19 protein-coding genes and 2 pseudogenes are annotated in these 23,964 nt (G+C 69.4%); 2 read left to right on the top strand and 19 right to left on the bottom strand.

The annotated features are described in order from the left end of the window. On the bottom strand, positions 1 to 756 hold a 756-nt coding region (locus BMG07_RS19845; protein WP_198085997.1), incomplete at its 3' end, for an intradiol ring-cleavage dioxygenase. A 305-nt stretch (positions 757 to 1,061) separates the two neighbouring features. On the opposite strand from BMG07_RS19845, the gene BMG07_RS19840 reads away from it, so the two are divergent. Both BMG07_RS19840 and BMG07_RS19835 read left to right on the top strand, forming a co-directional pair. Beyond that, positions 1,062 to 2,657, top strand: coding sequence for an ATP-binding protein (locus tag BMG07_RS19840; RefSeq protein ID WP_198085996.1), 1,596 nt, complete (start codon positions 1,062 to 1,064; stop codon positions 2,655 to 2,657). Further along, positions 2,654 to 3,351: pseudogene (locus tag BMG07_RS19835) on the top strand (response regulator). Before BMG07_RS19840 ends, BMG07_RS19835 begins: the two are co-directional and overlap by 4 nt. Before the next feature lie 29 nt (positions 3,352 to 3,380). Here the strand turns inward: BMG07_RS19835 and BMG07_RS19830 are convergent. The 18 genes and pseudogenes from BMG07_RS19830 to BMG07_RS19745 all read right to left on the bottom strand — a co-directional run bounded on the left by BMG07_RS19830 (position 3,381) and on the right by BMG07_RS19745 (position 23,787). After that, positions 3,381 to 4,508, bottom strand: coding sequence for a zinc-dependent alcohol dehydrogenase family protein (locus BMG07_RS19830; protein WP_198085995.1), 1,128 nt, complete (start codon positions 4,506 to 4,508; stop codon positions 3,381 to 3,383). A gap of 20 nt (positions 4,509 to 4,528) precedes the next feature. Continuing rightward, on the bottom strand, positions 4,529 to 6,031 hold the full coding sequence (locus BMG07_RS19825) for an aldehyde dehydrogenase family protein (RefSeq protein ID WP_198085994.1): 1,503 nt from the start codon (positions 6,029 to 6,031) through the stop codon (positions 4,529 to 4,531). Positions 6,032 to 6,086: 55 nt separating this feature from the next. After that, positions 6,087 to 7,534: pseudogene (locus tag BMG07_RS19820) on the bottom strand (NAD-dependent succinate-semialdehyde dehydrogenase). Between the two features lie 40 nt (positions 7,535 to 7,574). Further along, positions 7,575 to 8,444, bottom strand: a complete 870-nt coding sequence (locus tag BMG07_RS19815) for a sugar phosphate isomerase/epimerase (protein WP_198085993.1) — start codon at positions 8,442 to 8,444, stop codon at positions 7,575 to 7,577. Further along, positions 8,441 to 9,436 (bottom strand): ABC transporter permease, encoded by a 996-nt coding sequence (locus BMG07_RS19810; protein ID WP_198085992.1) that lies wholly within the window; start codon positions 9,434 to 9,436, stop codon positions 8,441 to 8,443. The genes BMG07_RS19815 and BMG07_RS19810 overlap by 4 nt, the downstream gene beginning before the upstream one ends. Further along, on the bottom strand, positions 9,433 to 11,007 hold the full coding sequence (locus tag BMG07_RS19805; protein ID WP_198085991.1) for a sugar ABC transporter ATP-binding protein: 1,575 nt from the start codon (positions 11,005 to 11,007) through the stop codon (positions 9,433 to 9,435). The genes BMG07_RS19810 and BMG07_RS19805 overlap by 4 nt, the downstream gene beginning before the upstream one ends. An 18-nt stretch (positions 11,008 to 11,025) precedes the next feature. After that, positions 11,026 to 12,066 carry a sugar ABC transporter substrate-binding protein gene (locus BMG07_RS19800; RefSeq protein ID WP_198085990.1) on the bottom strand — a complete coding sequence of 347 codons (1,041 nt, stop codon included), beginning with the start codon at positions 12,064 to 12,066 and terminating at the stop codon, positions 11,026 to 11,028. Positions 12,067 to 12,161: 95 nt separating this feature from the next. After that, positions 12,162 to 12,950, bottom strand: coding sequence for an SDR family NAD(P)-dependent oxidoreductase (locus tag BMG07_RS19795; protein WP_198085989.1), 789 nt, complete (start codon positions 12,948 to 12,950; stop codon positions 12,162 to 12,164). A gap of 44 nt (positions 12,951 to 12,994) precedes the next feature. After that, a complete protein-coding gene (locus BMG07_RS19790; protein WP_198085988.1) occupies positions 12,995 to 14,767 on the bottom strand; it encodes a thiamine pyrophosphate-binding protein in 1,773 nt (590 codons plus the stop codon). Positions 14,768 to 14,821: 54 nt separating this feature from the next. After that, positions 14,822 to 15,028, bottom strand: coding sequence for a hypothetical protein (locus BMG07_RS42475; RefSeq protein ID WP_307867022.1), 207 nt, complete (start codon positions 15,026 to 15,028; stop codon positions 14,822 to 14,824). After that, positions 14,971 to 15,861: an oxidoreductase gene (locus BMG07_RS44210; RefSeq protein WP_198085986.1), complete on the bottom strand. Its 891-nt coding sequence runs from the start codon at positions 15,859 to 15,861 to the stop codon at positions 14,971 to 14,973. Before BMG07_RS44210 ends, BMG07_RS42475 begins: the two co-directional genes overlap by 58 nt. Before the next feature lie 14 nt (positions 15,862 to 15,875). Continuing rightward, positions 15,876 to 16,613 carry an SDR family oxidoreductase gene (locus BMG07_RS19775; RefSeq protein WP_198085999.1) on the bottom strand — a complete coding sequence of 246 codons (738 nt, stop codon included), beginning with the start codon at positions 16,611 to 16,613 and terminating at the stop codon, positions 15,876 to 15,878. 208 nt (positions 16,614 to 16,821) lie between these two features. Further along, positions 16,822 to 18,372 (bottom strand): FGGY-family carbohydrate kinase, encoded by a 1,551-nt coding sequence (locus tag BMG07_RS19770; protein ID WP_198085985.1) that lies wholly within the window; start codon positions 18,370 to 18,372, stop codon positions 16,822 to 16,824. 56 nt (positions 18,373 to 18,428) lie between these two features. Beyond that, positions 18,429 to 19,391 carry an ABC transporter permease gene (locus BMG07_RS19765; protein WP_198085984.1) on the bottom strand — a complete coding sequence of 321 codons (963 nt, stop codon included), beginning with the start codon at positions 19,389 to 19,391 and terminating at the stop codon, positions 18,429 to 18,431. 72 nt (positions 19,392 to 19,463) lie between these two features. Beyond that, entirely contained in the window at positions 19,464 to 20,399 is a 936-nt protein-coding gene (locus BMG07_RS19760) for an ABC transporter permease (RefSeq protein ID WP_198085983.1), read from the bottom strand. After that, complete coding sequence (locus BMG07_RS19755; protein WP_198085982.1) at positions 20,396 to 21,931, bottom strand: sugar ABC transporter ATP-binding protein; 1,536 nt, start codon at positions 21,929 to 21,931, stop codon at positions 20,396 to 20,398. The genes BMG07_RS19760 and BMG07_RS19755 overlap by 4 nt, the downstream gene beginning before the upstream one ends. A gap of 8 nt (positions 21,932 to 21,939) precedes the next feature. Next, positions 21,940 to 22,899, bottom strand: a complete 960-nt coding sequence (locus tag BMG07_RS19750) for a substrate-binding domain-containing protein (protein WP_198085981.1) — start codon at positions 22,897 to 22,899, stop codon at positions 21,940 to 21,942. A gap of 117 nt (positions 22,900 to 23,016) precedes the next feature. Beyond that, positions 23,017 to 23,787 (bottom strand): SDR family oxidoreductase, encoded by a 771-nt coding sequence (locus BMG07_RS19745; protein WP_198085980.1) that lies wholly within the window; start codon positions 23,785 to 23,787, stop codon positions 23,017 to 23,019. Positions 23,788 to 23,964 lie beyond the last annotated feature (177 nt).

Here is a 23,964-nt window from a genome sequence, read left to right as displayed (position 1 = left end):
GCCGGACGGCATCGCACCCAGCGGCGGGGGCGGCGAGGGCCGGTCGACCACGGGGTTCGCGGCCGGGTCGACCACCAGCGCGAGCGTCGCGACATAGCGCCGCCGTTCCTCGCGCACCGCGCCGAGCACGGTGTCGCCGGCCTTCAGCGCAATGCCGTCGGCGCTGTTGAGCGTGTCGCGCAGCCGCGAGCGCTGGTAGCCCGACACCTGCGTGTAGAGGAACTCGCTGAGTGCGTCGGGCAGGAAGAACTGCGAGGTGAGCACGGCGCGCGCGCCGTTCAGCACCTTGAAATGGATGTGCGTGGTGCGCCCCGCGTACCAGCCCGGGTACACGGTGGTGAAGGCCACGGCGCCGTCGCGGTCGGTGTGCTGGCTGCCGCGCAGGAAGGCCTGGCCCTCGAACGTCAGCGCGCGGTCGTCGCCCTGCCCGCCGAAGCCCGAGTAGCGGCCCTGCGCGTCGCAGTGCCACAGGACCACGCGCAGCTTCGGCAGCGGGCGGCCGGTGGTGTCGCTCACGGTGAAGCGCACTTCGAGCGGCACGCCGTCGAGGCCTTCGGTGATGTCGGCGCGCAGCTTCGCCACGTCGAGGTAGTACGGCCCTTCGGTGGTCTGCGCGGTCAGCGGCAGCTTGCGCGCGGCGGCCCGTGCCGGACGGGCAGGATGCGCCGAGGCGGCGAGCCCTGCGGCGCCGAGCGCGGCCAGCAGGCCGCGGCGCCCGAGGGCGGGTGGACGGGGCGGTGTTCGAGGGTGTGTCATGGCGTCTTCTGCTCCTTTGCGTTCGGGCCCGCCCCGGGCACGGGCCGCGTGGCACAGTCTTCCGCCCAGAAGACGAACAGCGCCCACGCCTGGGTCAGCAGCCAAAAAACACCGTGATCGCCAGCAGCAGCGGCAGGTCCATAGGGGGGTTCATGGGGCCATGGTGCGTTTTCAATCGGGAGAAATATGGGAGAACACTTCTCCCAGATTCCTCCCCATTTGGGCGGCATGATCGACGGCTTGCCCATGAAGACCGTCCGCCCGCCACGCATGCCGCAGAATGCGCGCATGCCCCTTACGAGCCCATGCCGAGACTGACCCTTTCCCGGAAGATCTTCCTGGCGCTGGCGGCCTTGCTGATCGTGCTGCTGCTCAGTTTCGCGGGCCTGTCGATCCTGGCCCTGCAGCGGGGGCTGGGCTCCTACGTGGCCGAGATCGAGATCCGGCGCATGGACTGGCTCTCGCAGCTGGTGCTCAAGCACTACGCCGCCAACGGCGACTGGAAGAGCCTGCGCAACAACGACGAAGCCTGGCACCGCCTGCAGATGGGCCGGCTGGCCGCCGCGCTGGACAACGCCGGCGGCACCGACGAACGCCGCCTGCCGCCCTGGTACGAGTACCGCGCCCGGCGCGTGGCCCCGACCGACGGCGGCGCCGCCGACAACAACAACGAGCCGCCGCCCATTCCTCCGCCAGCCCCGCCGCCCTCGCCGCAGCTCGACCTGCTGCCGCGCCGGCTGCCGAACATGCCGCCGCCGTGGTTCTTTCCCGATCCGCGCGAGATGGCCGACTCCATCTACCAGCGGCTGGCCGTCCTCGACGCGCAGGGCGTGCGCGTGGTCGGCGCCCAGGTCGACCTCGAAAACGCCGCGCGCACGCCGCTGCGGCGCGGCCGCACGGTGGTGGGCTACCTCGCGCTCGCGCCGGTGCAGGGCCTGGAGAGCGAGGCCGACCGCGCCTTTCTCGCGCGGCAGTCGGGCGTGATCGTGCTGACCGGCCTGTGCGGCCTGGCCTTTGCGCTGGTGCTGTCGTGGCTGCTCGCGCGGCGCTGGTTCAAGCCCATCGACGAACTCACGCAGGCCGCACAGGATGTGGCGCGCGGGCGGCTGTCGACCCGCGTGGCGGTGCAGGGCTCCGACGAACTCGCGCTGCTGGGCAAGACCTTCAACGACATGGCGCAGCGGCTGGACACGGTCGAGGCCTCGCGCCGCGCGTGGCTGGCCGACGCGGCGCACGAGCTGCGCACGCCGCTGGCCGCCATGCGCGCCGAGATCGAGGCGCTGCAGGACGGCGTGCGCACCTTCGACGAGCGCACCGCGCTGCGCCTGCACCGCCAGGTGATCCGCCTGGGCCAGTTGGTCGACGACCTGCGCAGCAGCATGCGCGAGCCGCAGAGCGACCTGCTCACCACCACGGTGTTCCCGCTGTCGCTGCTGAAAGAGGCGCTCGACCACACGCGCGAGCGCTTCGCCCGGCGCGGCATCGCGGTCGACCGCCGCGCCATCGACCTTGTCGCCGCGTCCGCCCAGCCCACCATCGACGGCGACGCGCACCGGCTGCACCAGGTCTTCATGAACCTGCTGGAGAACACGCTGGCCTATACCGACGAGGGCGGCGAACTGCGCATCGACGTCACGGTCGAGGGCGCGTGGACCGGCAACTGCCTCACGCTGGTGTTCGACGACAGCGCGCCCGGCGTGCCCGAAGACGAGCTGCCGCGCCTGTTCGACCGCCTGTTCCGCGGCGAGACCTCGCGCAGCCGCGAGCACGGCGGCTCGGGGCTGGGCCTGTCGATCTGCCGCACCACCATCGAGGCGCACGGCGGCAGCATCGATGCCGCGCCCTCGCCGCTCGGCGGCCTGCGCCTGACCGTCACCCTGCCACTGGCCGCATCCGCATGACACGCATCGTCATCGTCGAGGACGAGATCGACATCGCCTCCGTGGTGCAGGACTACCTGCGCCACGCGGGCTACGAGACCGCGCATTTCGCCGACGGGCAAAGCGCGCTGCAGAGCATTCTTGCGGCGCCGCCCGACCTCACGCTGCTCGACATCATGCTGCCGCGCATGGACGGCATCGAGGTGCTGCGCCGCGCGCGCGAGCACACGGCGCACCCGATCATCATGCTGACCGCGCGCATCGAGGAGGTCGACCGGCTGCTGGGCCTGGAGCTGGGCGCCGACGACTACGTGTGCAAGCCTTTTTCGCCGCGCGAGCTGGTGGCGCGCGTGCGCGCCGTGCTGCGGCGCACCGCGCCGGGCCTGGCGCCGGGGCAGCAGGCCTCGCAGGGCGAAGCGCCCGGGCTCGTGCTGGACGACGTTCATTGGCGCGCGTCGCTCAAAGGCACGCCGCTGAACCTCACGCGGCGCGAGTTCGGGCTGCTGCAGGTGCTGTCGCGGCACCCGGGGCGCATCTTCTCGCGCGCGCGGCTGCTCGAGCTGGCCTACGACGACACCGTGGACGTGACCGAGCGCGCCATCGACAGCCACGTGAAGAACCTGCGCCGCAAGCTCGGCGCGGTGACGCCGGGGCACGACTGGATACGGTCGTGTACGGCGTGGGCTTTGCGTGGGAGGCGCCGGTGCCGGGCTGAGCGCCGGCCACCCCACGGCAAATTCCCTGCTAATCGAACACCACCACCTGTCGGATCGCCCGCCCGGCATGCAGCAGGTCGAAGGCTTCGTTGATGTCGTCCAGCTTCAGCCGGTGCGTCAGCAGCTTGTCGACCGGCAGCCGGCCCTGCTTGTACAGATCGATGAAGCGTGGAATGTCGCGCGAAGGCACGCAGGTGCCGATGTAGCTGCCCTTGAGCGTGCGCTCCTCCGCCACCAGGCTGACCGCAGGCAAGGCGAAGCTCGCCGTCGAAGTGGGCAGGCCCGCCGTCACGGTCATGCCGCCGCGCCGTGTCGCGTCGTAGGCCAACGACAGTGCCCGGATGGCGCCGGCGAACTCGAATACATAGTCGGCCCCGCCCGAGGTGATGTCGCGGATCTGCGCCTTGGCGTCGTCGCTGCCCGCGTTCACGGTGTGCGTGGCGCCCAGGGCGCGTGCCTGCGCCAGCTTGTCTTCCGACAGGTCGACCGCCACGATGTGGCGCGCACCCGCCGCACGCGCGCCGATCAGCGCCGCCAGCCCCACGCCGCCGAGTCCCACCACCGCCACCGAGGCCCCCACGCGCACCTGCGCCGTGTTCACCACCGCACCCACGCCGGTCAGCACCGCGCAGCCGAACAGCGCCGCTTCGTCGAGCGGCACGTCCGGGTCGATTTTCACCAGCGAGCGGCGGGACACCGTGGCGTACTCCGCGAAGACGGAGCAACCGAGGTGGTGGTTCAGCGGCGCGCCATGGTCGCTGAGCCGGCGCGCGCCCGACAGCAGCGTGCCGGCGCTGTTGGCGGCCGCGCCAGGCTCGCACAGCGCGGGGCGGCCCTCAGCGCAGGGCGCGCAGTGTCCGCAACTGGGCACGAAGACCACCACCACGTGGTCGCCACGTTGCAGGTCGTGCACGTGCGCGCCGACCTCTTCGACCACGCCGGCCGCCTCGTGACCCAGTGCCATCGGCATGGGCCGCGGACGGTCGCCGTTGATGACCGACAGGTCGGAGTGACAAAGGCCCGCCGCGCCCACGCGGATCAACACCTCCCCCGGCCCAGGCGGCGTCAACTCGACAGTGCGAATGGCAAGGGGACGGCTGTCGGCGTACGGCGGGGCCGCGCCCATGCGCTCAAGTACGGCTGCTCTGACTTTCATGCCGGTGCTCCTTGACGCGCTCAGAGCGCGATGCCGATGGACTTGACCTCGGTGTACTGCGCGATCGCCTCGTAGCCCATCTCGCGGCCCCAGCCCGACTGCTTGAAACCGCCGAACGGCAGCGCCACGTCGACCACGTGGTGCGTGTTGATGCCGATGGTGCCGGCCTTCAGCCGCTTGGCCACGCGATGCGCCACGCTCACGTCGCGGGTGTAGAGGCTGGCGGCCAACCCGTAGACGGAGTCGTTGGCCTGGCGCACCACGCTGTCGATGTCGTCGTCATCGAAGACCATGGCGCACAGCACCGGCCCGAAGATTTCTTCGCGCACCACGCTCATGCCCGCGTTCGTGTTGGCCAGCACCGTGGGCTGCAGGAAGTAGCCCGCGCTGCCCACGGAGCCGCCGCCGGTCAGCACCTGCGCGCCGGCCTTGCGGCCCTGCTCGATGTAGTCCGCGACGCGGTCGCGCTGCTCGGCCGAGATCAGCGGGCCGATGCGCGTGGCAGGGTCCAGCCCGTGGCCGATGGTCAGCGCCGAGGCCTCGCGCACGATGCCCTCCATCACCTTGTCATAGACCTTGCGGTGCACATAGAGGCGCGAGCCCGCGGTGCAGGTCTGGCCATTGTTGTAGAAGATGGCACTCGACGCGCCGGCCACGGCCTGTTCGATGTCGGCGTCGCCGAACACAATCACGGGCGACTTGCCGCCGAGCTCCAGCGCCACCTTCTTCAGGTTGCCGGTGGCGGCCTTCAGGATCAGCCGGCCCACTTCGGTGGAGCCGGTGAAGGCGACCTTGTCGATGTCGGGGTGCGCGGCAATGGCGGCGCCCGCGGTCTCGCCGAAGCCGGTAACCACGTTGAACACGCCCGGCGGAAAGCCTGCCTCCTGCACCAGCTCCGCCAGCCGCAGCGCCGACAGCGGCGTCTGCTCGGCCGGCTTCAGGATCACCGTGCAGCCGGCGGCAAGCGCGGGCGCCACCTTCCACACGGCCATCATCAACGGGAAGTTCCATGGCACGATCTGTCCGACCACGCCCACCGGCTCGCGCAGCGTGTAGGCATGGAACTCGGCCGGGTTCGACAGCGGAATGGTCTGGCCCAGGATCTTGTTCGACCAGCCCGCCATGTAGCGCAGCAGCTCGATGGAGAAGGCCACGTCCACGCCGCGTGCGTCGGTCACGGGCTTGCCGTTGTCCAGCGCCTCGAGTTGCGCGAGCTCGTCGGCGTTGGCCTCCAGCAGGTCGGCCAGACGCCACACCAGCTTGCCGCGCTCGGAAGGGTTGAGCCGGGACCACGGGCCGTTGTCGAAGGCCTCGCGCGCGGCCGCCACGGCCAGGTCCACGTCCTTCGCGTCACCGGCCGGCACGGTGCAGATGCGCGTGCCCAGCGCGGGGTCGAAGACCTCGAGCGTCTTGCCGTTGACGGGGTCGCGCCACTGGCCGCCGATGAAGAGCTTCTTGGGGCGGGCGACGAAGGCGCGCACGTCGTCGCGCAGCAGGTTCCAGGGGTTGGCGGGTGCGTTCATCAGGATCTCCTTGGGATAAGAAACAAAAGGGAAGAAAGCGAAGGAAGGGCTGGCGTCAGGCAACGCCGACGCAGACGTACTTGCGTTCCATGTAGTCGTCCATGCCGTACTTCGAGCCTTCGCGGCCGGTGCCTGATTGCTTGACGCCGCCGAATGGCGCCTCGGCCGTGGAGATCAGGCCGGTGTTGATGCCCACCATGCCGGCCTCCAGCCGCTCGGCCACGCGCCACGAGCGCTTCAGGTCGGCGGTGTAGAAATAAGAGGCCAGGCCGAACTCGGTGTCGTTGGCCAGCCGCACGACTTCGTCCTCGGTGTCGAAGCCGATCAGCGGCGCGAGCGGGCCGAAGGTTTCTTCTTCGCTCACCTGCATGGCACGGGTCACGCCCGTGAGCACGGCCGGCGACAGGAAGTTGCCGCCCAGCCGCTGGCCGCCCACGCGCAGGGTCGCGCCCTTGGCCGTGGCATCGGCAATGTGCGCCTCGACCTTGGCAACGGCGCGCTCGTCGATCAGCGGGCCGACCTGCACGCCCGCCTCCACGCCGTTGCCCACGCGCAGCGCGGCCACGCGGCGCGACAGCCTGTCGGCGAAGACGTCGTACACGCCGCGCTGCACGTAGATGCGGTTGGCGCACACACAGGTCTGGCCGTTGTTGCGAAACTTGGCGACCATGGCGCCGTCCACCGCGGCGTCGATGTCGGCATCGTCAAACACGATGAAGGGTGCGTTGCCACCCAGTTCGAGCGACAGCTTCTTGATGCTGTCGGCGCACGCGCGCATCAGGCCGCGGCCAATTTCGGTCGAGCCCGTGAAGCTGATCTTGCGCACCACGGGGTTGGCGCACAGCTGGCCGGCAATTTCCGCCGCGCCGCCCGTCAGCACATTGATCACGCCCGGCGGAATGCGGCGCGCTCGGCCAGCACCGCCATCGCGAGCGCGGAGAACGGCGTCTGCGACGCCGGCTTGACCACCATGGTGCAGCCCGCCGCGAGCGCGGGGCCGAGCTTGCGCGCCAGCATCGCATTGGGAAAGTTCCAAGGCGTGATGGCCGCGCACACGCCCACCGGCTGGCGCAGCACCACGATGCGGTGGCCCGTCTGCGTGGCCGGAATCACGTCGCCGTAACCACGCCGAGCCTCTTCGGCGAACCACTCGATGAAGCTCGCGCCGTAGGCGATCTCGCCGCGCGCTTCGGCCAGCGGCTTGCCCTGCTCGGTCGTCATGATCAGGGCCAGGTCGTCCTGCGCGGCGATCATGAGTTCGTACCAGCGGCGCAGCAGGTCGGCGCGCCGCTTCACCGACAACGCCGCCCACGCGGGAAAGGCCTGCGACGCGGCCCGCACCGCGCGCGCGGTTTCCGCCGCACCCATGCGCGGCACCGTGCCGACCTGCTCGCCGGTCGCGGGGTTGAGCACGCGCAGCGTGGCGCCGGTGTCGGCGGCGGCCCATTCACCGCCGATCAGTGCGCGGTCTGTGAACAGGGTCGGGTCTTTCAACGCAAGCATGGCGTGTCCTCGAGGCAAAGTTGGAAAGTGGGGAGTGCGGTCAGCGCAAGGCGGCGTGGGCGGCCGCGATCTGCGCGCGCATGAAGGCCAGCGCCTTGCGCGCGGTGTCGTCCGAGTCGTGCCAGGGCTCGCGCCACAGCGCGATCAGGCCGGCCAGATCGGGGCCGAGCACGGAGGGCGAGAAAGACTCGAACAGGATCGGCCCGTCGTAGCCTGCCTGCGCGAGCGCACCGAAGAACGCGGGAAAGTCCAGGTTGCCCTCGCCGAGGCGGCCGCGGTGGCTGTCCGCCACGTGCACATAGCCCAGCAGGTCGCGCACGTCGAGCACGGCCTGCGCCAGCCGCTCTTCCTCGATGCACATGTGAAAGAGATCGGCATGCACGAACATCGCGTCGGAGCCGACCTGGCGAATCAGCGCGGCGGCCTGGCCCAGTGTGTTGATGAAGTTGCTCTCGTAACGGTTGAGCGCCTCCAGGCCCAGGCGCATGCCCGCGCTCTTCGCCTGTCCCGCCAGCCGCCGGTAGGCTTCCACCGCCCGCTCGCGCGCCATCTCCGAAGGCTGCACGGCATAGCGGTGCACCGCGGAAAACGAAGGGCCGCCCAGCAGCGGCGACCCCATGTCGCGCGCCACCGCGATGGCCTTGGCCACCAAGGCCTCGCCGCGCCCGGCGATCACCGGGTCGGGGTTCGACAGGTCGGCGCTGAGCTTGCCGCACATGGTGGCCATCACGCCCAGGCCGTGCTGTTCGGCCAGACGCGCGGTCATCCGGGCGTCGACGGTGTCGGGGTCGAAGATCAGCACCTCGACGAAGTCGTAGCCGATGTCGGCGGCGCGCTCGAACACGCGGCGCGCGCTGGCTTCGTCCCACTGCGGGGTGTAGACGAACATGTGGATGCCGAGCTTGTTCATTGCGCGCTCCCCTGCAGCGCCGCCACCGGTGCCTTGGCAAAGCGGCCGAAGACCGCAGCGCTGAGCCGCCCGCGCCAGATGTCCACCCCCACGGCCAGCAGGATGATGCCGCCGATGGTGATGCTCTGCAGCGAGGTCGACACGGCGTTGAGGTTCAGCCCGTTCTGCACCACCACGATGATCAGAACGCCGATCAACGTGTTGAGCACGTGGCCGCGCCCGCCCGCCAGGCTGGCGCCGCCCACCACCGCCGCCGCGATCGCCTGCAGCTCGATCAGCGAACCGTAGTTGGGCGAGCCCGAATTGAGCCGCGCGGCCAGCAGCACCGCGCCGATGCCGGCGCAAGCCCCTGCGATCACGAAGGCCAGCATGCGCACGCGCGGCACATGAATGCCCGACAGCCGCGCCGCCGACTCATTGCCGCCCACGGCATAGATCTCGCGGCCGAAGCGCGAGTGGTTCAGCACCATCGTGGCAAAGGCGTAGAGGCCGACCATGTAGTAGAACGGCAGCGGCACGCCCAGCAGCTCGCCGTAGAACAGCTGCCCGAGGTCGGGCGACAGCGAGAACACCGGCGTGCCTCCACCCACCGTGAGCGCGATGCCCTTGAAGGCGCTGAGCCCCGCCAGCGTGACGATGAAGGCCGGTATGCGCACATAGGCCACCAGCACGCCGTTGACCAGCCCCAGCACGCCGCCGAGCGCAATGGCCGCGGGCACCGCGACCCACAGGCTCACGCCGTTGAGCTTGACCATCACGGCCAGCACCATCGTGAGGTACGCGATCATCGAGCCCGGGCTCAGGTCGATGCCGCCCGTCAGGATGACCACGGTGGCGCCGATGGCAACGATCGACAGCACCGCCACCTGCAGCGCGATGTTGCGGAAGTTCTCCGCGGCCAGGAAGCTGGGCGTGGTCACCGCGACCACCGCCATGATCAGCAGCAGCGCGGCCATCGGGCCTGCGAACTGGCTGAGGACGGAACGTTTCATGTCGTTACTCCTTCAGGGATGAGGGGGTCGGCCGGCGCTTCGCGCTGCGCCTGCGAGGCACTGACCAGGTCCGCGTGCCGCACGTCGGCCGCGTCGCACACCGCCGTCACGCGGCCGTGCTGCACGATGGCGATGCGGTCGCTCATGGCAATCAGCTCGTTGTGGTCCGAGCTGATCAGCACGATCGACTTGCCGGCCGCGGTCAGCCGGTTGATGAGCCGGTACACGGCCAGCTTGGCGCCCACGTCGATGCCTTGCGTCGGCTCGTCCAGGATCAGCACGCGCGAACGCGCAAACAGCCAGCGCGCGATCAGCACCTTCTGCTGGTTGCCGCCCGAGATCTGGTTCACCGGCTTGTGCTGCGCCAGCGGCGTGATCTCCAGCTCGCGGATGTAGCCGGCCGTCACCCGGGCTTCTTGCGCATGGTCGAGCCGGGGGCCGTGCATCACGCCGCCCAGGTTAGCCATGGTCACGTTCGGTCCCGCGAAGAAGTTGAAGAACAGGCCGTCGAACTTGCGGTTCTCCGGCACCAGCGCAATGCCCGCGCGGATGGCGTCGGCCGGGCCGTGCAGGCGCAGCACGCGCCCGTCGAGCCGGACCTCGCCGGCCTCCAGCAGGTCGGCGCCGAACAGCGCGCGGGCGATCTCGGTGCGCCCCGCGCCGATCACACCGCCGAGCCCCAGCACCTCGCCGCGGCGCAGGTCGAAGCTCGCGCCGCGCACGCGGCTGGCGGTGCGCAAGCCCCGGGCCTGCAGCACCACTTCCGTGGTGGCGTGGCGCTCCTTCGGGTAGTGCTCACCGAGGTTGCCGCCCACCATGCGCGAGACGATCGCGTGCACGTCGAGCCGCGTCTCGCCCGAACGGCTGGCCACCTCGCCGTCCTTCAGGATCGTGACGGCATCGACCAGCTCACACACTTCGTCGAGGCGGTGCGAGATGTACAGGATGGCCACGCCGCGCGTCTTCATGCGCCGCAGCAGGCGGTGCAGCACGGCGATCTCGTCCAGGCCCAGCGCGGTGGTCGGCTCGTCCAGGATCAGCAGTTGCGCATCCTGGGACAGCGCCTTGGCGATTTCCACCAGCTGCTGCTCGGCCACCGACAGATCGGCCACGCGCGCGGCGGGGTCGATGGGAATGTCGAGCTGCGCCAGGATGTCGCGCGCGCCCCGCGCAATGGCCGGCCAGTCGACGCGCAGGCCGCCCCACTTCGACGGATGGCGGCCCAGAAAGATGTTCTCGGCCACGCTGAGCTGCGGCACCAGCGAGAACTCCTGGAACACCGTGGCCACGCCGTATGCGCGCGCCTGCGTCGGGTCGGCCAGGCGCACCGGTAGGCCGCGGTGCAGGATGGCGCCCGCGTCGGGCTGGATCACGCCCGACAGCAGCTTGATCAGCGTCGACTTGCCGCAGCCGTTCTCGCCGAGCAGCCCGTGGATCTCGCCCGCATGCAGCTCGAGCGACACGCGGTCGTTCGCCTTCACGCCGGGAAAGGACTTGCAAAGACCCTGCAGCGCCCAGAGCGGCGTGCCTCGCGTGGGCGACGCGGGCATGACCGGTGTGCCGTCGTTCATGGCGTGCGTGCCCGCGGCTCAGTAAGCCTTGGAAGGCTTGGGGAACAGGTCGGCCGGCTGCCTGAGCACCGCCTGCACGTTGCCCTTGTGCACGATTTGTGTCGGCACGCCGACATAGCCACCGGCCGACTTCTTGTTGAGCAGGTCGAGCGCGAACAGCGCCGCCATGCGGCCCATGCCTACCGGCGAGGTGTTGGTGGTGGCCGTGACGCCGCCGCCATTGGCTATGTCTTCCAGCGCGCCGGTATCGCCGTCGTAGCCGAAGATGGAAATGTTGGTGCGGCCCAGGCTCTTGGCCGCCAGCGCCGCGCCGAGCGCCATGTAGTCGCTCGAGGCGTAGATCGCATTGATGCCGGGGTTGGCCTGCAGCAGGTCCATGGCCGCGGTGTTGCCCTTCTCGACGCTCCAGCCGCCGTTGACGCGCGTGGCCAGCTTCCAGTTGCTGCCCTTGAGCCCGTCGAGAAAGCCGCCCGCGCGCTCGGTCGCGATGTAGCTGGGTTCGCCGTCGAGCACCCCCACCGACTTGGGTGCGTCCTTGGCCTGCGCGCGCGCCCACTCGGCGAGCGCGCGGTTGGCGTTGCGCTGGTTGACGCCGACCACGCCATGCACCGGCGTCGGGAAGTTGGGGATGTCGGAGTTGACGACCACCACCACCTTGCCGGCGTCGACCGCCTTCTTGATGAGCGGCGCGAGCGAGTGCTCGTCGAAGCTGATGATCAGGATCGCGTCCACGTCCTTGCGCGAAGTCACGTCCTGCAGCATGCCCATCTGGCCGGCCTGGTCGGAGCCCGCGTAGGGAGACAGCATGAACGACTTGATGCCGGGCACCGACTTGATGCCCTCGTACAGCGCCACGTGGTAGTTGTACTCGGTGCCCATCGGCAGGTAGGCGATGATGGGCGTGCCGCCCTTGAAGCTCAGCTTGTCGAGCGTGGCCTGGGCGCCGGGGCCCAGCGGCCTGGGTGCGGGGTAGGCCGTGGTCTGGGCGGTGGCATGCGCCACCACCAGCGCGGCGGCCAGTGTCATCAGGGCCTTGAGGCCGGTCTTCGGCAGGTTCATCGTTGTCTCCATCGGGTTGTGATCGGGCACGCCGCGACGCCACTGCGTGCGGATGCATCGCAGCCCGGAGCGGTCGGGGTAAAAAGGGCAGTGGGCTAGAACACCGTTCGCACGATGCCGCCGTCCACGCGCAATGCCGAACCGTTGATGGCGCTGGCGCGTGCGCTACACACGAAGGCCACCGTGTCGGCGATCTCGCGGGGGTCGATCAGCCGCGCGATCAGCGAGGTCGAGCGGTTCTCGCGCATGAAGCGGGCCTCGGCCTCTTCATAGGGCAGCGCGGGAAACAGGTCCTGCACGAAGGCCCGTACGCCTTCGGTGCGGGTGGAGCCCGGCAGCACTGCGTTGACGGTGACGCCGGTGCCCTTGGTCAGCTCGGCCAGCGTGCGCGAGATGGCCAGCTCCATGGTCTTGGTCGCGCTGTAGTGCGGCAGTTCTGGTGCGGGCGAGACGCCCGATTCGCTGGAGATGAACACGATGCGCCCCTTGCCGCGTTCGAGCATGCCGCGGATGCAGTGCCGGGACAGGCGCACGCCGCTCATGATGTTGACCTCGAACAGGCGCAGCCAAGCCTCGTCGCTCACGTCGCAGAACGACATGGCCTCGTAGATGCCGAGGTTGTTGACGAGGATGTCGAGCGATCCCACCTGCGCGATGGTGGCCTCGCAACCAGCGGCCGTTCCGTTGTCGGCCACGAGGGCCTCGAGCCGGGCCTGCGGCACCGAGGCTGCGATGTCGTCCATCGCCGCCTGCACCACGGCCTGCGTGCGACCGTTGACGATCACATGCGCGCCTTCGCGTGCCAGCACGCGGGCGATCTCGCGCCCGATGCCGCCGCTGGAGGCCGTGACCAGGGCACGTTGACCCTTGAGTTGCAGATCCATCTTGTCTCCTGTCTTTTTTTTAGGGATGGGCGCGGGCGGGTGGGTCAGCCCAGGTTCGGCGAGCGCTTCCAGTCGCGCAGCGCGTACACGGTGCCGGGGCGTTTCTGCTCGGGGTTCGGGTTCTCGATGCGGCGGCGCAGGCTGTGAATGGGCGTGGCCTTGGCGTCAGTGCGGATCTCGATCACCGACGGGCCCGGGTGCGCGAAGGCTTCGTCCAGCGCGGCCTCGATCTGGTCAGGCCGATCGACCACGATGCCCTTCAGGCCGAGACCGGCGGCGGCAGCGGCGTAGTTGGGCTTGGCATGCTCGGACTGCAGGTCCACCGACAGCCGCGTGTTGTTGTAGAAGATCTGCTCCCACATGCGCAGCCAGCCCAGCTCGCCGTTGTTGAACACGATGTTGATGACCGGCATGTTGTAGCAAGCCTGCGTGGCCAGTTCGCCGATGGAGAACGAGAAGCCGCCATCACCGGCCACGGTGATCACGCGCTTGCCGGGCTTGACCATGCTCGCCCCCAGCGAGGCCGGCACCGCGTAGCCCAGGCTGCCCTGCCCCCGCGCATAGAGGAAGCGGCGCGCGGCCTTGAGCGCCGGCAGGTACTGACCGATCCAGCCCGAGGCAAAGCTGGCGTCACTGATCACCACGTCGTCGGCATCGAGCCGCGCGGCCAGCGACTTGAGCACGCGACCCGGATGAATGGGCACGGCCTCCGACGCATGGTCGGCCGCGATCACGGCGGCCTGCTCGGCCTTCACTTCGTTCACGCGGCTGTCCCAGGCTTCGACGCGATTGGCCTTGAGCAACGGGTTCAGCTCGTCAAGCACTTCACGGATGTCGCCGAACAGCGCCACCGTGGGGCGGAAGGTGCGGCCGTGCTCCTGCGGGTCGTCGTCGATGGTGATGGTGGCTTGCTGCGGCGTCGGCAGCGTCCAGTTGCTGGCGGTGTTCTGGCTGGCCTTGCAGCCGCACCAGATGATCAGGTCGGCCTCGGGCGCGAGCGCCAGCGCGGCCTTCGAGCCCATCGGGTTGAGCACGCCCACCGAGCGCTCCGACACTTCGGAGATCACACCCTTGCCCGACAGCGAGGTCGCCACGTAGGCGCAGCTGCGGTCGGCCAGCGCCTGCAGCTGCGCGTAGGCGCCCGACATGTGCACGCCGCCGCCGGCCACGATGAGCGGGCGGCGGGCCTTGGCGATCAGTGCCGCGGCCTCGGCCAGGTGTTGCTTCATGGCGCGCGCGCGGTGGGCCGGTGCGCGGATGTAGCGGTCGTCGGCGAGCGCGGGGGCCGTGGCCGGGTCCCACTCGGCGTCCATCACGTCGTGCGGCACGATGATGGCCACGGGGCCGGGACGCGGCGAGGTCGCGACGCGAAACGCGGTACGGATGATTTCCTGGAACGAGCTCGCCGTGGGCACCATGAAGGTTTCCTTGGTGATCGACTTCAAGAAGCTCAACTGGTCGAAGCCCTGCGAGGCCACGCCCTTGGCCTTCAGCGGCAGCCAGTCGCGCGGCAGTTCGCCGACGATGGCGACCAGCGGGATCGAGGCATTGAGCGCTTCCACCAGCCCGTCGGTGAGCTTGGTGGCGCCGGGGCCGACCGTCACGTCGCACACACCGGGCTTGCCGGTGAGGCGCGCATAGGCATCGGCTGCGTAGACGCCGTTGCGCTCATCGCGCACCAACACGTGCTTGATGCGGTCCTGGCGCTGCGCGATGCCTTCATAGAGGCCCGAGGTCTGGCCTCCGGGCATGCCGAAGACCACTTCGACGCCGTACTCGATCAACATTTCCGTCAGCATGTCTCCGCAATGGGCCATGGTTCATCTCCTGGGTAGGTGTGTTCAAAAAAAGGGAATAAGGGAGGCGCGCGTTCAGACCAGGTACTTCCAGTCCTTCCTGGCTTTCTCGTAAGGGGCGGGCCACGCGATCTCGGCGCCCAGGACGCGCGCGGCGTGCAGCGGGTAGTACGGGTCGCGCAGGAACTGGCGGCCGACCGCGACCACGTCGGCCCGGCCGTTCTTCAGTACTTCTTCGGCCAGCAGCGGGTGGTCGAGCATGCCGACCGCCGCGCTCGGCACGCCGGCCTCGCGGCGGATGGCTTCGGCGAACGGCACCTGATAGCCGGGAAAGGCGTCGAAGCGGATGCCGCTGGTCGGCGCCATGCGCCCGAGCTGGCAATGACCAGGTCGACGTACTCGCGCAGGCCAGCCACGCGGGCCACCACTTCGTCCTGCTGTGCGCCACCTTCGTCGCGCTCGATGGTCGAGACCTTCATGAAGATCGGCTTGTGGCGCGGCCAGGTCTCGCGCAGGGCCTGCAGCACATCGCGCAGGAAACGCGGCCGGTCGGTGCCGTAGGCGTCGTCGCGCCGGTTGCTCAGCGGCGAACTGAACTGGTTGACGAGGTAGCCGTGCGCCGCATGCAGCTCGATGTAGTCGAAGCCGGCTTCGTTGGCGCGCCGCGCGGCTTGCGCGTAGCTGTCGACCAGCGCCACGACCTCGGCCTGCGTGAGTTCGTGGGGCAGTGGCCACTTGTCGGCGAAGGCGATGCGCGACGGCGCCACCAGCCCCTGGTCGAAGAACTCGCCCTTGCGGCCGGCGTGGCCCAGTTGCACGCCGACCTTGGCGCCGTGCTGCTGACAGCCCTGCGCGATGCTACGCAGGCCCGACACGTGCTCGTCCTTCCAGATGCCCAGGCACCCGGGCGTGATGCGGCCGAGCGGATGCACCGCCGTCATCTCCAGCGAGATGAGCCCGGCCTGCCCGACCGCGCGGCTCGCGTAGTGGGTGCGGTGCCAGTCGTTGGCAAAGCCGTCGACGGCCACGTACTGGCACATCGCGGACATCATGAGGCGGTTGCGCGCCTGCACGTCGCGAAACGCGATGGGGGTGAAAAGCATGGGCGTGGACATGGGCCTGTTCCCTTTCAGCGCACGTAGCCGCCGACCACGCCGCCGTCGACCGTGAGGGCCGCGCCGTTGATGACGGCGCTGTCGTCGCAGCACAGGAACAGCACCGCCTTGGCGACCTCTTCCGGCGTGATGCTGACCTTGAGCGCGTTGCGCTGGCGATAGAAGTCCTCGAGCTGCTCGGGCGCCACGCCGTGGCGCTTGGCGGCGTTGATGCGCTGCTCGGGCGTGAAGATGCCGGTGCCGCGGATCACGCCGTCGGGCAGCACCATGTTCACGCGGATGCCAAAGGGGCCGCCCTCTTCCGCCAGGCAGCGCCCCAAGTGCAACTGTGCCGCCTTGGCCGCGCTGTACGCCGTGGCCTTGGGCGTGGCCGCCACCGCCGACTTGCTGGTCACGAACACCAGCTGCCCGCCGGTGCCGCGGCGCTTCCACTCGCGAAAGGCCTGCTGGCTCACGAGGAAGGAACCGCCGGCATGGGTGTCGAGCATCAGGCGCCACTGCTCGACGCTGGTGTCCTCGATGGCGGCGCCGAAGTGCGAACCCGCATTGCTCACCACGATGTCAAAGCCGCCGAAGCGCGCGCGCACCTGGTCGAAGGCGGCGGCCACGCTTTCGGGAATGCGCACGTCGGCCTGCACCGCCAGGCAGCGGTCGGCACCGCCGAGCGGCCGCAGCAGCGCCAGGGTTTCGGCCAGCCGCTCGGCGCCGCGCGCCAGGATCGCGACCGAGGCGCCCTCTTGCGCCAGGCGCAGCGCGGTGGCGCGGCAATGCCATAGGAGCCCCCTGTGACCACGGCCACGCGGCCAGCGAGCTTTCCTTCAGACATGAACGTCTCCTTTGACGGGATTCATCGATGCGGAAATCTTATGCATGGAATTACTTTCTGTCAATTTAAATACGGAAGGAATTTACTTCCAAATTCAGGGCGAGCATGGGCGCTGCAGATGAAGACCGCGAAAATCAGTGCGTGCGCAGGCCCGCGGTTGCCAGCTTGTCGAACACGCCCTGGTTGCTCGCGAGCATGTCCAGGTAGGCCTCGGCCATGTCGTCGTACAGCGGCCTGAGCGCGGCGTTGGGTTCGATCGGATCGCCCTTGGTGCGGTTCATCTGCTGCGAGGCGGTGGCCAGGTCGCTGTACAGGCCCACGGCCTTGCCGGCGACGAGCGCGGCGCCCAGCGTGCCGAACTCCTCGCGGTCGAGCGTGCGGTACGGCAGCCCCAGGATGTCGGCCTTCACCTGCTTGAACACCTGGCTGCGCGCCCCGCCGCCGATGCCTATGACATGGCTGGCATGGAAGCCGGGCACCAGCGCCTCGACGCTCTTCAGGTAGGCCCGGTACTCGTAGCCGATGCCTTCCAGGATCGCGCGGTACAGGTGCTTGCGCTTGTGCGCCCAGTTGAGCCCGACGAACGCGCCGCGCATGGTCGTGTTGTTGGGGCACACGCGCCCGCCCAGGTGCGGCAGGAACAGCAGTTTGTCGGCGCCCGGGGGCGCCTTCTCGGCCATGCGGCCCAGACGCTGGTAAACGCTCTCGTCGTCCAGCTCGCAGATGGCTTTCTCGAGCTGCGAGAACTCGTCGCGGAACCAGCGCAGGTTGAGCCCGCCGCCGTTGACGTAGGCCATGGCGAAGTACAGCCCCGGAATCACGTGCGGGCAGGAGAACAGCATGCCGTCGCCCTCGTCGGCCACGTAGCGGTCGACCACGATCGACAGGCAAGCGGCCGTGCCCGCCACGTCGAACACCATGCCCGGCTGCACGATGCCCGCGCCCAGCACGTTGGCCGTGGCGTCGCCGCAGCCGGCGGCAATGGGCGTGCCTTCGCGCAGGCCGGTGAGCGCGGCGGCGCGGCTGTCGACGCGGCCCACGATGTCGGTCGGATCGACGATGCGCGGCAGCTTGCTGTCGTCCAGGCCGAACTCGGCCAGCAACTCCTTGTTCCAGCGGCTGCGCGCGGTGTCCGCGAAGTTGCTGAACGGCAGGTAGGTGCGGTCGATGAAGGCGTCGCCGCCGCGCAGGCCCGCCATGCGGCCGGCCACGTAGGCTGAGGGCACGACGAACTTGCTGATGCGGCCGTACACCTCGGGGTGCTCGTTCTTCCAGTAGAGCATCTTGGCGCCATGCGAGAACGAGGGCGGCCCGCCGGCCGAGCGGATGATCTCGCCGCGGCAACGCTTGAGCTGCTCGATGTAGGGCGCGCAGCGCGTGTCGAGCCACGAGTCGTACACCGTGGGCGCATTGCCCTCGGTGTCGACCGTGCCCACGCCGGCCATCTGGCCATCGCAGGCGATGCCCGCGATGTCGCGTGGGTTCACGCCCGAGCGGCTGATGCACGCCTTGATGGTGTTCATCGCCGCGCCGTAAATGTCGTCGGGCAGTTGCTCGACGGCGCCGGGCGCCGGGTACAGCAGCTTCGACTCTTCGAACGCGTCCGCCACGAGGTGGCCGGCTTCGTCGTAGAGCGCCGTCTTCGTGCCCATGGTGCCGATGTCGACCCCGATCAGGTAAGCCATGTCTTTGTCTCCGTCTTTCTTGTCGTCTCGTCTTGTCGTCTTCTCACGCCGTCTTCTCACGCCGCCAGGCCCTGCCTGCGCCGGCGCAGCGCCGTCAGCCCGTCGAGCACCACCACCAGGCTCAGGATGGCGCCCAGTGCCACGCCCTGCCATTGCGGCGCCACCTCGACCAGGTTGAAGCCATTCTTGAGCAACGCCATGAAAAGCGCACCCAGCGCCGCGCAAAGCACCGAGCCGCGCCCGCCCGCCAGCACCGCGCCGCCGATCAGGCAGGCGATGATCACTTCCATCTCCGCGCCGACACCCAGGTAGCGGTTGGCCATGCCCACGCGCGCCGTGGCCATCAGCCCGGCCAGCGCGGCCAGCCCGCCCGTGAGCACGAACACGCCGAAGGTCGCGCTACGCACCGGCAGCCCCAGCAGCCGCGCCGAAGCCGTGTTGCCGCCGATCAGGTAGAGCTGCCGCAGCCGGGGCCAGCGCGCCAGGCCCCAGTCGGCCGCCACCACCAGCAGCAGCCCGACCCACACCACCGCGTAGAGCCCCCCCAGCTTGGCATTGCCCAGCGCCACGAAATCGGCCGGCATCGAGGTGAAGCCCGCCACGCCGAGCCCGCGCACCAGCCACTCGATCACGCCGCGCACGATGGCCAGCATCGCCAGCGTGGCGATCAGCGGATTGATGCCCAGCACCGCCACCAGCAAGCCGTTGAGCGCGCCCACCAGCAGGCCGCAGCCCATTGCCAGTGCACAGGCCGTGACCACGCCCAGCCCGGCGTTCATGGCAATCGCGGCCACGATGCCCGACAGCCCCATCACTGCGCCAATGGACAGGTCGAAGTTGCCCACGACGAACAGCAGCGTCATGCCGACCACCAGGATGAGCATCGGCCCGACGATGGTCTGCAGCGAGTCGAGGTTGTTGATGTCGCCGAAGGCGTCGCTGCCGAACGCCAGCACGGCAAGCGCCAGCAGCACCAACCCGGCGGGAATGCGCAGCGAACGAAGGATGAAATTGACCATGGGGTTGCTCCTTGCTCCTTTTGCCTCAGCGGCGGCGCATTTCGAGGCGCCGGTCCAGCGCCACCGCCACGATCAGCAGGACGCCCACCACCAGCGACTGCAACGCGGGCTCGACATCGAAGGCCACCATGCCGTTGACCACGACCGACAGGAAGGCCAGCCCCAGGAAGCGCCCGCCAGCGTGCCCTTGCCGCCCGCCAGGCTGGCGCCGCCCAGCACCGCCGCCGTGACCAGCGTGAACTCGAGCCCGTCGCCGAGCTGCGCGTCGGCATGGGTGACGCGCGAGGCCGCCACCAGCCCGGCCGCGCCGGCCGCCAGCGCGCTGCAGGCGAAGGCTGCGATCTTGATGCGGTCGACGCGCAGCCCATACAGCACCGCGGTGGCCGCGCTCTCGCCGGCCAGGTACAGGCGCCGGAACATGGCGGTGCGCCGCTCCAGCACGCTGAAGACCACCAGCATGGCCAGCGCAACGATCACGATCAGGTGCACGCCGCCCACCTGCAGCCGCGCGAGCTGCCGGAACTGCGAAGAGAAGGTCTCGCCCACGAGCAGGGTGTTGAGCACGCCGCTGAGCCCGCGGATCAGCACCATGGTGCCGATGGTGAGCATCAGCGAGTTGAGCCGCAGCTTCACGGTAAGCAGCCCGTTGACCACGCCGAAGAGCAGCGCGCACCCCAGGGACAGCAGCGCCGCCGCGCCGAACGACAGGTCCATCTGCATCAGAAAGCCCGCGAAGGCCCCTGTGAAGCCGTACACAGCGCCTGCCGACAGATCGATCTCGCCGGTGGCCATCACGTAGACGAAGCCGCTCACGGCCAGCGTCTGCAGCGACAGGTCGAGCAAGATCGCGTAGAGGTTGCCGGCCTGCGCGAAGCGCGGATGCGCCAGGCCCAGCAGCAGCGTGGCGGCCACCACCATCAGGGCAATGGGCACAACCTGGCGGTCGACCGCCGAGAGTGTGTGGTGGCGCGCCGCCGGCGACGGGTTTTGCAATGCGAGGGGTTTCATGCGGGCACTCCCTGTTCCTGTGCCACGGGCGCGTGGCCGGCGGCAAGGGTCATGATGGTTTCGGCGTCCATCTGCTTTTGCGCGAGCGCGCAGTCGCCGACGATGCGGCGCGAGCGCATCACCACGATGCGGTCGCACAGCGCGAGAAGTTCGGGCAGCTCCGACGACATCACGAGCAGGCCCTTGCCGGCGCGCGCGAGGCCGCGCAGGTGGCGATGAATGTCGGCCTTGGCGGCCACGTCCACGCCGCGCGTGGGCTCGTTGATGAGCACGACTTGCGGGTCGTCGGCCAGCGCGGCGGCCAGCATCACCTTCTGCTGGTTGCCGCCGCTCAGGTCGCAAGGCGGCGTATCGGGGCCCGAGGCCTTGATCGAGAAGCGCTGCATGTAGCCGCGCGCGAACGCCACGGCCTCCTGCCCACGCAGCCAGCCCGCCAAGCCGCTGAAGTTCGACAGCACCGGCGCCGAAATATTGGCTGCGATGCTGCTGCGCATGAAGAGCCCCGCGTCCTTGCGGTTGGTGTTGACGAAGCCCACGCCATGGCGCCGCAGTTCGTGCGGCAGCAGGCGCGGCACCTCTTGCCCGCGCACCCTCAACCGGCCCGTGGCCACGTGCAGGCCGAAGAGTGCGGGCGCCACCTCGCTGCTGCCCGAGCCTTCGAGGCCAAACAGGCCCACCACCTCGCCCGCGCGCAGCGACAGGCTCACGCCGTCGAGGCGGCCTGGGACGCGCAGGTCGCGCACGTCGAGCACGACTTCGCCGGTTGCCGGGCTCGCCGTGCGCGCCGCCGTGTCGAGCACCAGCTCGCGCCCGGCCATGCGGTTGACCAACTCGGCCTCGGTGGCATGGCGGCAGTCGAAGGTCTCGATGTAGCGGCCGTCGCGCAGCACGCTCACCGCGTCGCAGGCGCCGAGAATCTCGGGGATGCGGTGGCTGATGAAGAGAATGGTCTCGCCGCCGTCGGCCAGCTTGCGCAGGATGCGCATGAGCCGGTCGGCCTCGGCGCTCGACAGGCCCGAAGTGGGCTCGTCGAGGATCAGCAGCTTGCGCGGCTGGTTGAGCGCCCGCAGGATCTCGATCAGTTGCTTCTGGCCCAGCGTGAGCTGCGCCATCGACGTGTCGGGATGCAGCGCGAAGTCGAAGCTCGCGAGCGCGCGCCGCGCTTCGGCGCGCAGGCGGGGCGCATCGATCAGCCCGCCGCGCAAGAAGCGGCGCAGGTCGGGAAAGATGTTCTCGGCCACCGAGAGGTTGTCGAACACCGCGAGCTCCTGGTGCACCATGATCACGCCCAGGCGCCGGGTGTAGGCCGTCTCGTAGCGTTCATAGACGCGGCCGTCGAGCGCGATGGTGCCGCGGTCGGGCGTCACCTCGCCCTTGATGACCTTCATCAGCGTGCTCTTGCCCGCGCCGTTTTCGCCGAGCACGGCGTGGATGGTGCCGCGCCGCACGCTGAAGGACACGTCCTGCAGCGCGCGTACCGCCCCGTAGGACTTGGACACGCCGTCGATCTTGAGGCTGCAATCGTCTGTCATGGCGACGCTCAGCTGCGGTACTGCGGGATCTTCTGGTGGTTGAACAGGTCCACCGTTTCGCGCGTGATCAGCTCGGTGCCCATGAGCACCTGCTGCGGCGCGGGCATGGCGCCCGCGGCCTTGTTGTCGGCTGCGATGGGCACGCCTGCCAGGCCGTTGGGGCTGTTCCAGGCCTCGAGCATCTGCACCGCGCTGTAGCACTGCAGTGCCGTCTTGTTGATGATGGAGCCCTTGATGAGTCCCTTCTTGATGAACTCCAGCACCGGCGATTCGCGGTCGTGCACGACCACGGTGATCTTGCCCAGGTCCACGCCCATCTCCTCGGCTGCCAGCGCGATGCCGCTGCCCGAACTGGAGTCGAGCCCGACCACCGCGTTGAGCCCCTTGTAGGTGTTGAACATCGCCTTCGACGAGGCAATGGCGGCTTCGGTGCTGGCCTTGTCGTCGACGCGCCCGACCATCTCCCACTCGCTGTTGGCCTTGAGGTAGTCGGACAGGCCCTTGACCTTGGCGTCGGTGTTCGAGGCGCCCCAGTTGCCACTGGCGACGTACTTGCCCTTCTTGCCCGCGAACTTGATCAGTGCCTTGGCGGTGTCGGCGCCGCAGGCGTAGTTGTCCATGCCGATGAAGCTCAACGCGCCGCTGTCGGGCACGTTGGCCTCGATCACCACCACCGGAATGCCTTGGGACATCGCGCGGCGAATGGCCGGCACCGCGCCGGGCTCCCACAGGCTGGTGATGATGCCGGCCGGCTTCTTGGCGATGGCCTGCTCGACGGCGGCGGCATGGCCCACCGGGTCCCAGCCCTGCGGGCCGACTGTGCGGATGTCGGCGCCGAAGGCCTTGGCCGCATAGCGCATGCCGAGGTGGCAATCCAGCAGGTAAGGATGGCCGAGCAGCTGCGAGGCGTAGTAGTAGGTACGGCCCTTGGCTGGGGCCTGCGCATGGACCGAGGCGCTGCCGGTCATGAGCGCGGCGCCGGCGCGAGCACGGACGCGCCGAAGGCACGGCGCCGGGGAATGAAGCGGGTGGATGTCATGGTCTTGTCTCCGGGGTGAAGTCTTTGTCGATCGGGGGAACGCGGGCTATCGCAGGTAGGCGGCGCCGAGGCCGCCGTCGACGCACAGGGCGGCGCCGGTGATGCTGGCGCTGCGCGCCTGGTCGCACAGGAACAGCACGGCGCGCGCCACGTCGTCGGGGCCGATGGCGGCCTTCAGTGCGTTGCGCTGCGCGTAGTAGTGCTCCAGCGCCTCGGGCGCCACGCCGTGCCGGCGTGCATTGGCAGTGCGCTGGTCGGCGTCGAAGATGCCGGTGCCGCGGATCACACCGTCGGGCAGCACGCTGTTGACGCGAATGCCGTGCGGGCCGCCCTCTTCCGCGAGGCAGCGCGCCAGGTGCAACTGCGCCGCCTTGGCGCAGGCATAGGCCGACGCGCCCGGGCTCGCGGCCACGGCCGCCTTGCTGGCGACGAACACCAGGCAGCCGCCGGTGCCCCGGCGCTTCCAGTGCGCGAAGGCGGCACGGCTGAACAGGAAGGCGCCGCCCAGGTGGGTGTCGAACACCGAGCGCCAGGTGCCGGGCGAGACGTTCTCGATGACGTCGGCGTGGTGAAAGCCCGCATTGCTGACCACAATGTCGATGGCGCCGAAGCTCTGTTCGACATCGGCCATGAAGCGCTCGACGTCCGCAGGCTCCCCGACATCGCCGGGCGCCACCATCCACGGCGCATCGGTCTCGCGCAACGCCTGCAGCTGCGCGTCGTCGCGGGCCAGCACCGCGATGCGCGCGCCCTGCGACGCCAGCAGCCCGGCAATGGCCAGCCCGATGCCCGAGCTTGCGCCGGTGACGACGGCCACGCGCCCGGCGAGCGGGCCGCCCTGTTGCGGGGCCTGGCGCGGGCGTCGGAAGCGGCGGGTTGAAAGGGCTGTTGCATGTCCGTGATCGGTTGTCGTGGAATTTAATACCGCGATATTTTTGATGCAAGGAAATTCCTTCCATCGTTTTCCCCCACGGGAAAACCCGAACATCATTCG

Origin of the sequence: Variovorax sp. E3 (genome assembly GCF_016082275.1) — a bacterium.
GTDB lineage: Bacteria > Pseudomonadota > Gammaproteobacteria > Burkholderiales > Burkholderiaceae_C > Variovorax.
Note: the sequence above shows the minus strand (reverse complement) of the source record. Positions and strands in the feature narration are given on the sequence as shown.

Excerpts from the sequence above, each read along its gene's own strand:
- BMG07_RS19825 (WP_198085994.1), bottom strand. The coding sequence starts at position 6,031 with ATGAACGCACCCGCCAACCCCTGGAACCTGCTGCGCGACGACGTGCGC.
- BMG07_RS19760 (WP_198085983.1), bottom strand. The coding sequence starts at position 20,399 with ATGAAACCCCTCGCATTGCAAAACCCGTCGCCGGCGGCGCGCCACCAC.
- BMG07_RS19750 (WP_198085981.1), bottom strand. The coding sequence starts at position 22,899 with ATGACCGGCAGCGCCTCGGTCCATGCGCAGGCCCCAGCCAAGGGCCGT.
- BMG07_RS19805 (WP_198085991.1), bottom strand. The coding sequence starts at position 11,007 with ATGAACGACGGCACACCGGTCATGCCCGCGTCGCCCACGCGAGGCACG.
- BMG07_RS19765 (WP_198085984.1), bottom strand. The coding sequence starts at position 19,391 with ATGGTCAATTTCATCCTTCGTTCGCTGCGCATTCCCGCCGGGTTGGTG.
- BMG07_RS19790 (WP_198085988.1), bottom strand. The coding sequence starts at position 14,767 with ATGGCCCATTGCGGAGACATGCTGACGGAAATGTTGATCGAGTACGGC.
- BMG07_RS19770 (WP_198085985.1), bottom strand. The coding sequence starts at position 18,372 with ATGGCTTACCTGATCGGGGTCGACATCGGCACCATGGGCACGAAGACG.
- BMG07_RS19795 (WP_198085989.1), bottom strand. The coding sequence starts at position 12,950 with ATGGATCTGCAACTCAAGGGTCAACGTGCCCTGGTCACGGCCTCCAGC.
- BMG07_RS19815 (WP_198085993.1), bottom strand. The coding sequence starts at position 8,444 with ATGAACAAGCTCGGCATCCACATGTTCGTCTACACCCCGCAGTGGGAC.
- BMG07_RS19755 (WP_198085982.1), bottom strand. The coding sequence starts at position 21,931 with ATGACAGACGATTGCAGCCTCAAGATCGACGGCGTGTCCAAGTCCTAC.
- BMG07_RS44210 (WP_198085986.1), bottom strand. The coding sequence starts at position 15,861 with ATGTCCACGCCCATGCTTTTCACCCCCATCGCGTTTCGCGACGTGCAG.
- BMG07_RS19840 (WP_198085996.1), top strand. The coding sequence starts at position 1,062 with ATGCCGAGACTGACCCTTTCCCGGAAGATCTTCCTGGCGCTGGCGGCC.
- BMG07_RS19800 (WP_198085990.1), bottom strand. The coding sequence starts at position 12,066 with ATGAACCTGCCGAAGACCGGCCTCAAGGCCCTGATGACACTGGCCGCC.
- BMG07_RS19810 (WP_198085992.1), bottom strand. The coding sequence starts at position 9,436 with ATGAAACGTTCCGTCCTCAGCCAGTTCGCAGGCCCGATGGCCGCGCTG.
- BMG07_RS19830 (WP_198085995.1), bottom strand. The coding sequence starts at position 4,508 with ATGAAAGTCAGAGCAGCCGTACTTGAGCGCATGGGCGCGGCCCCGCCG.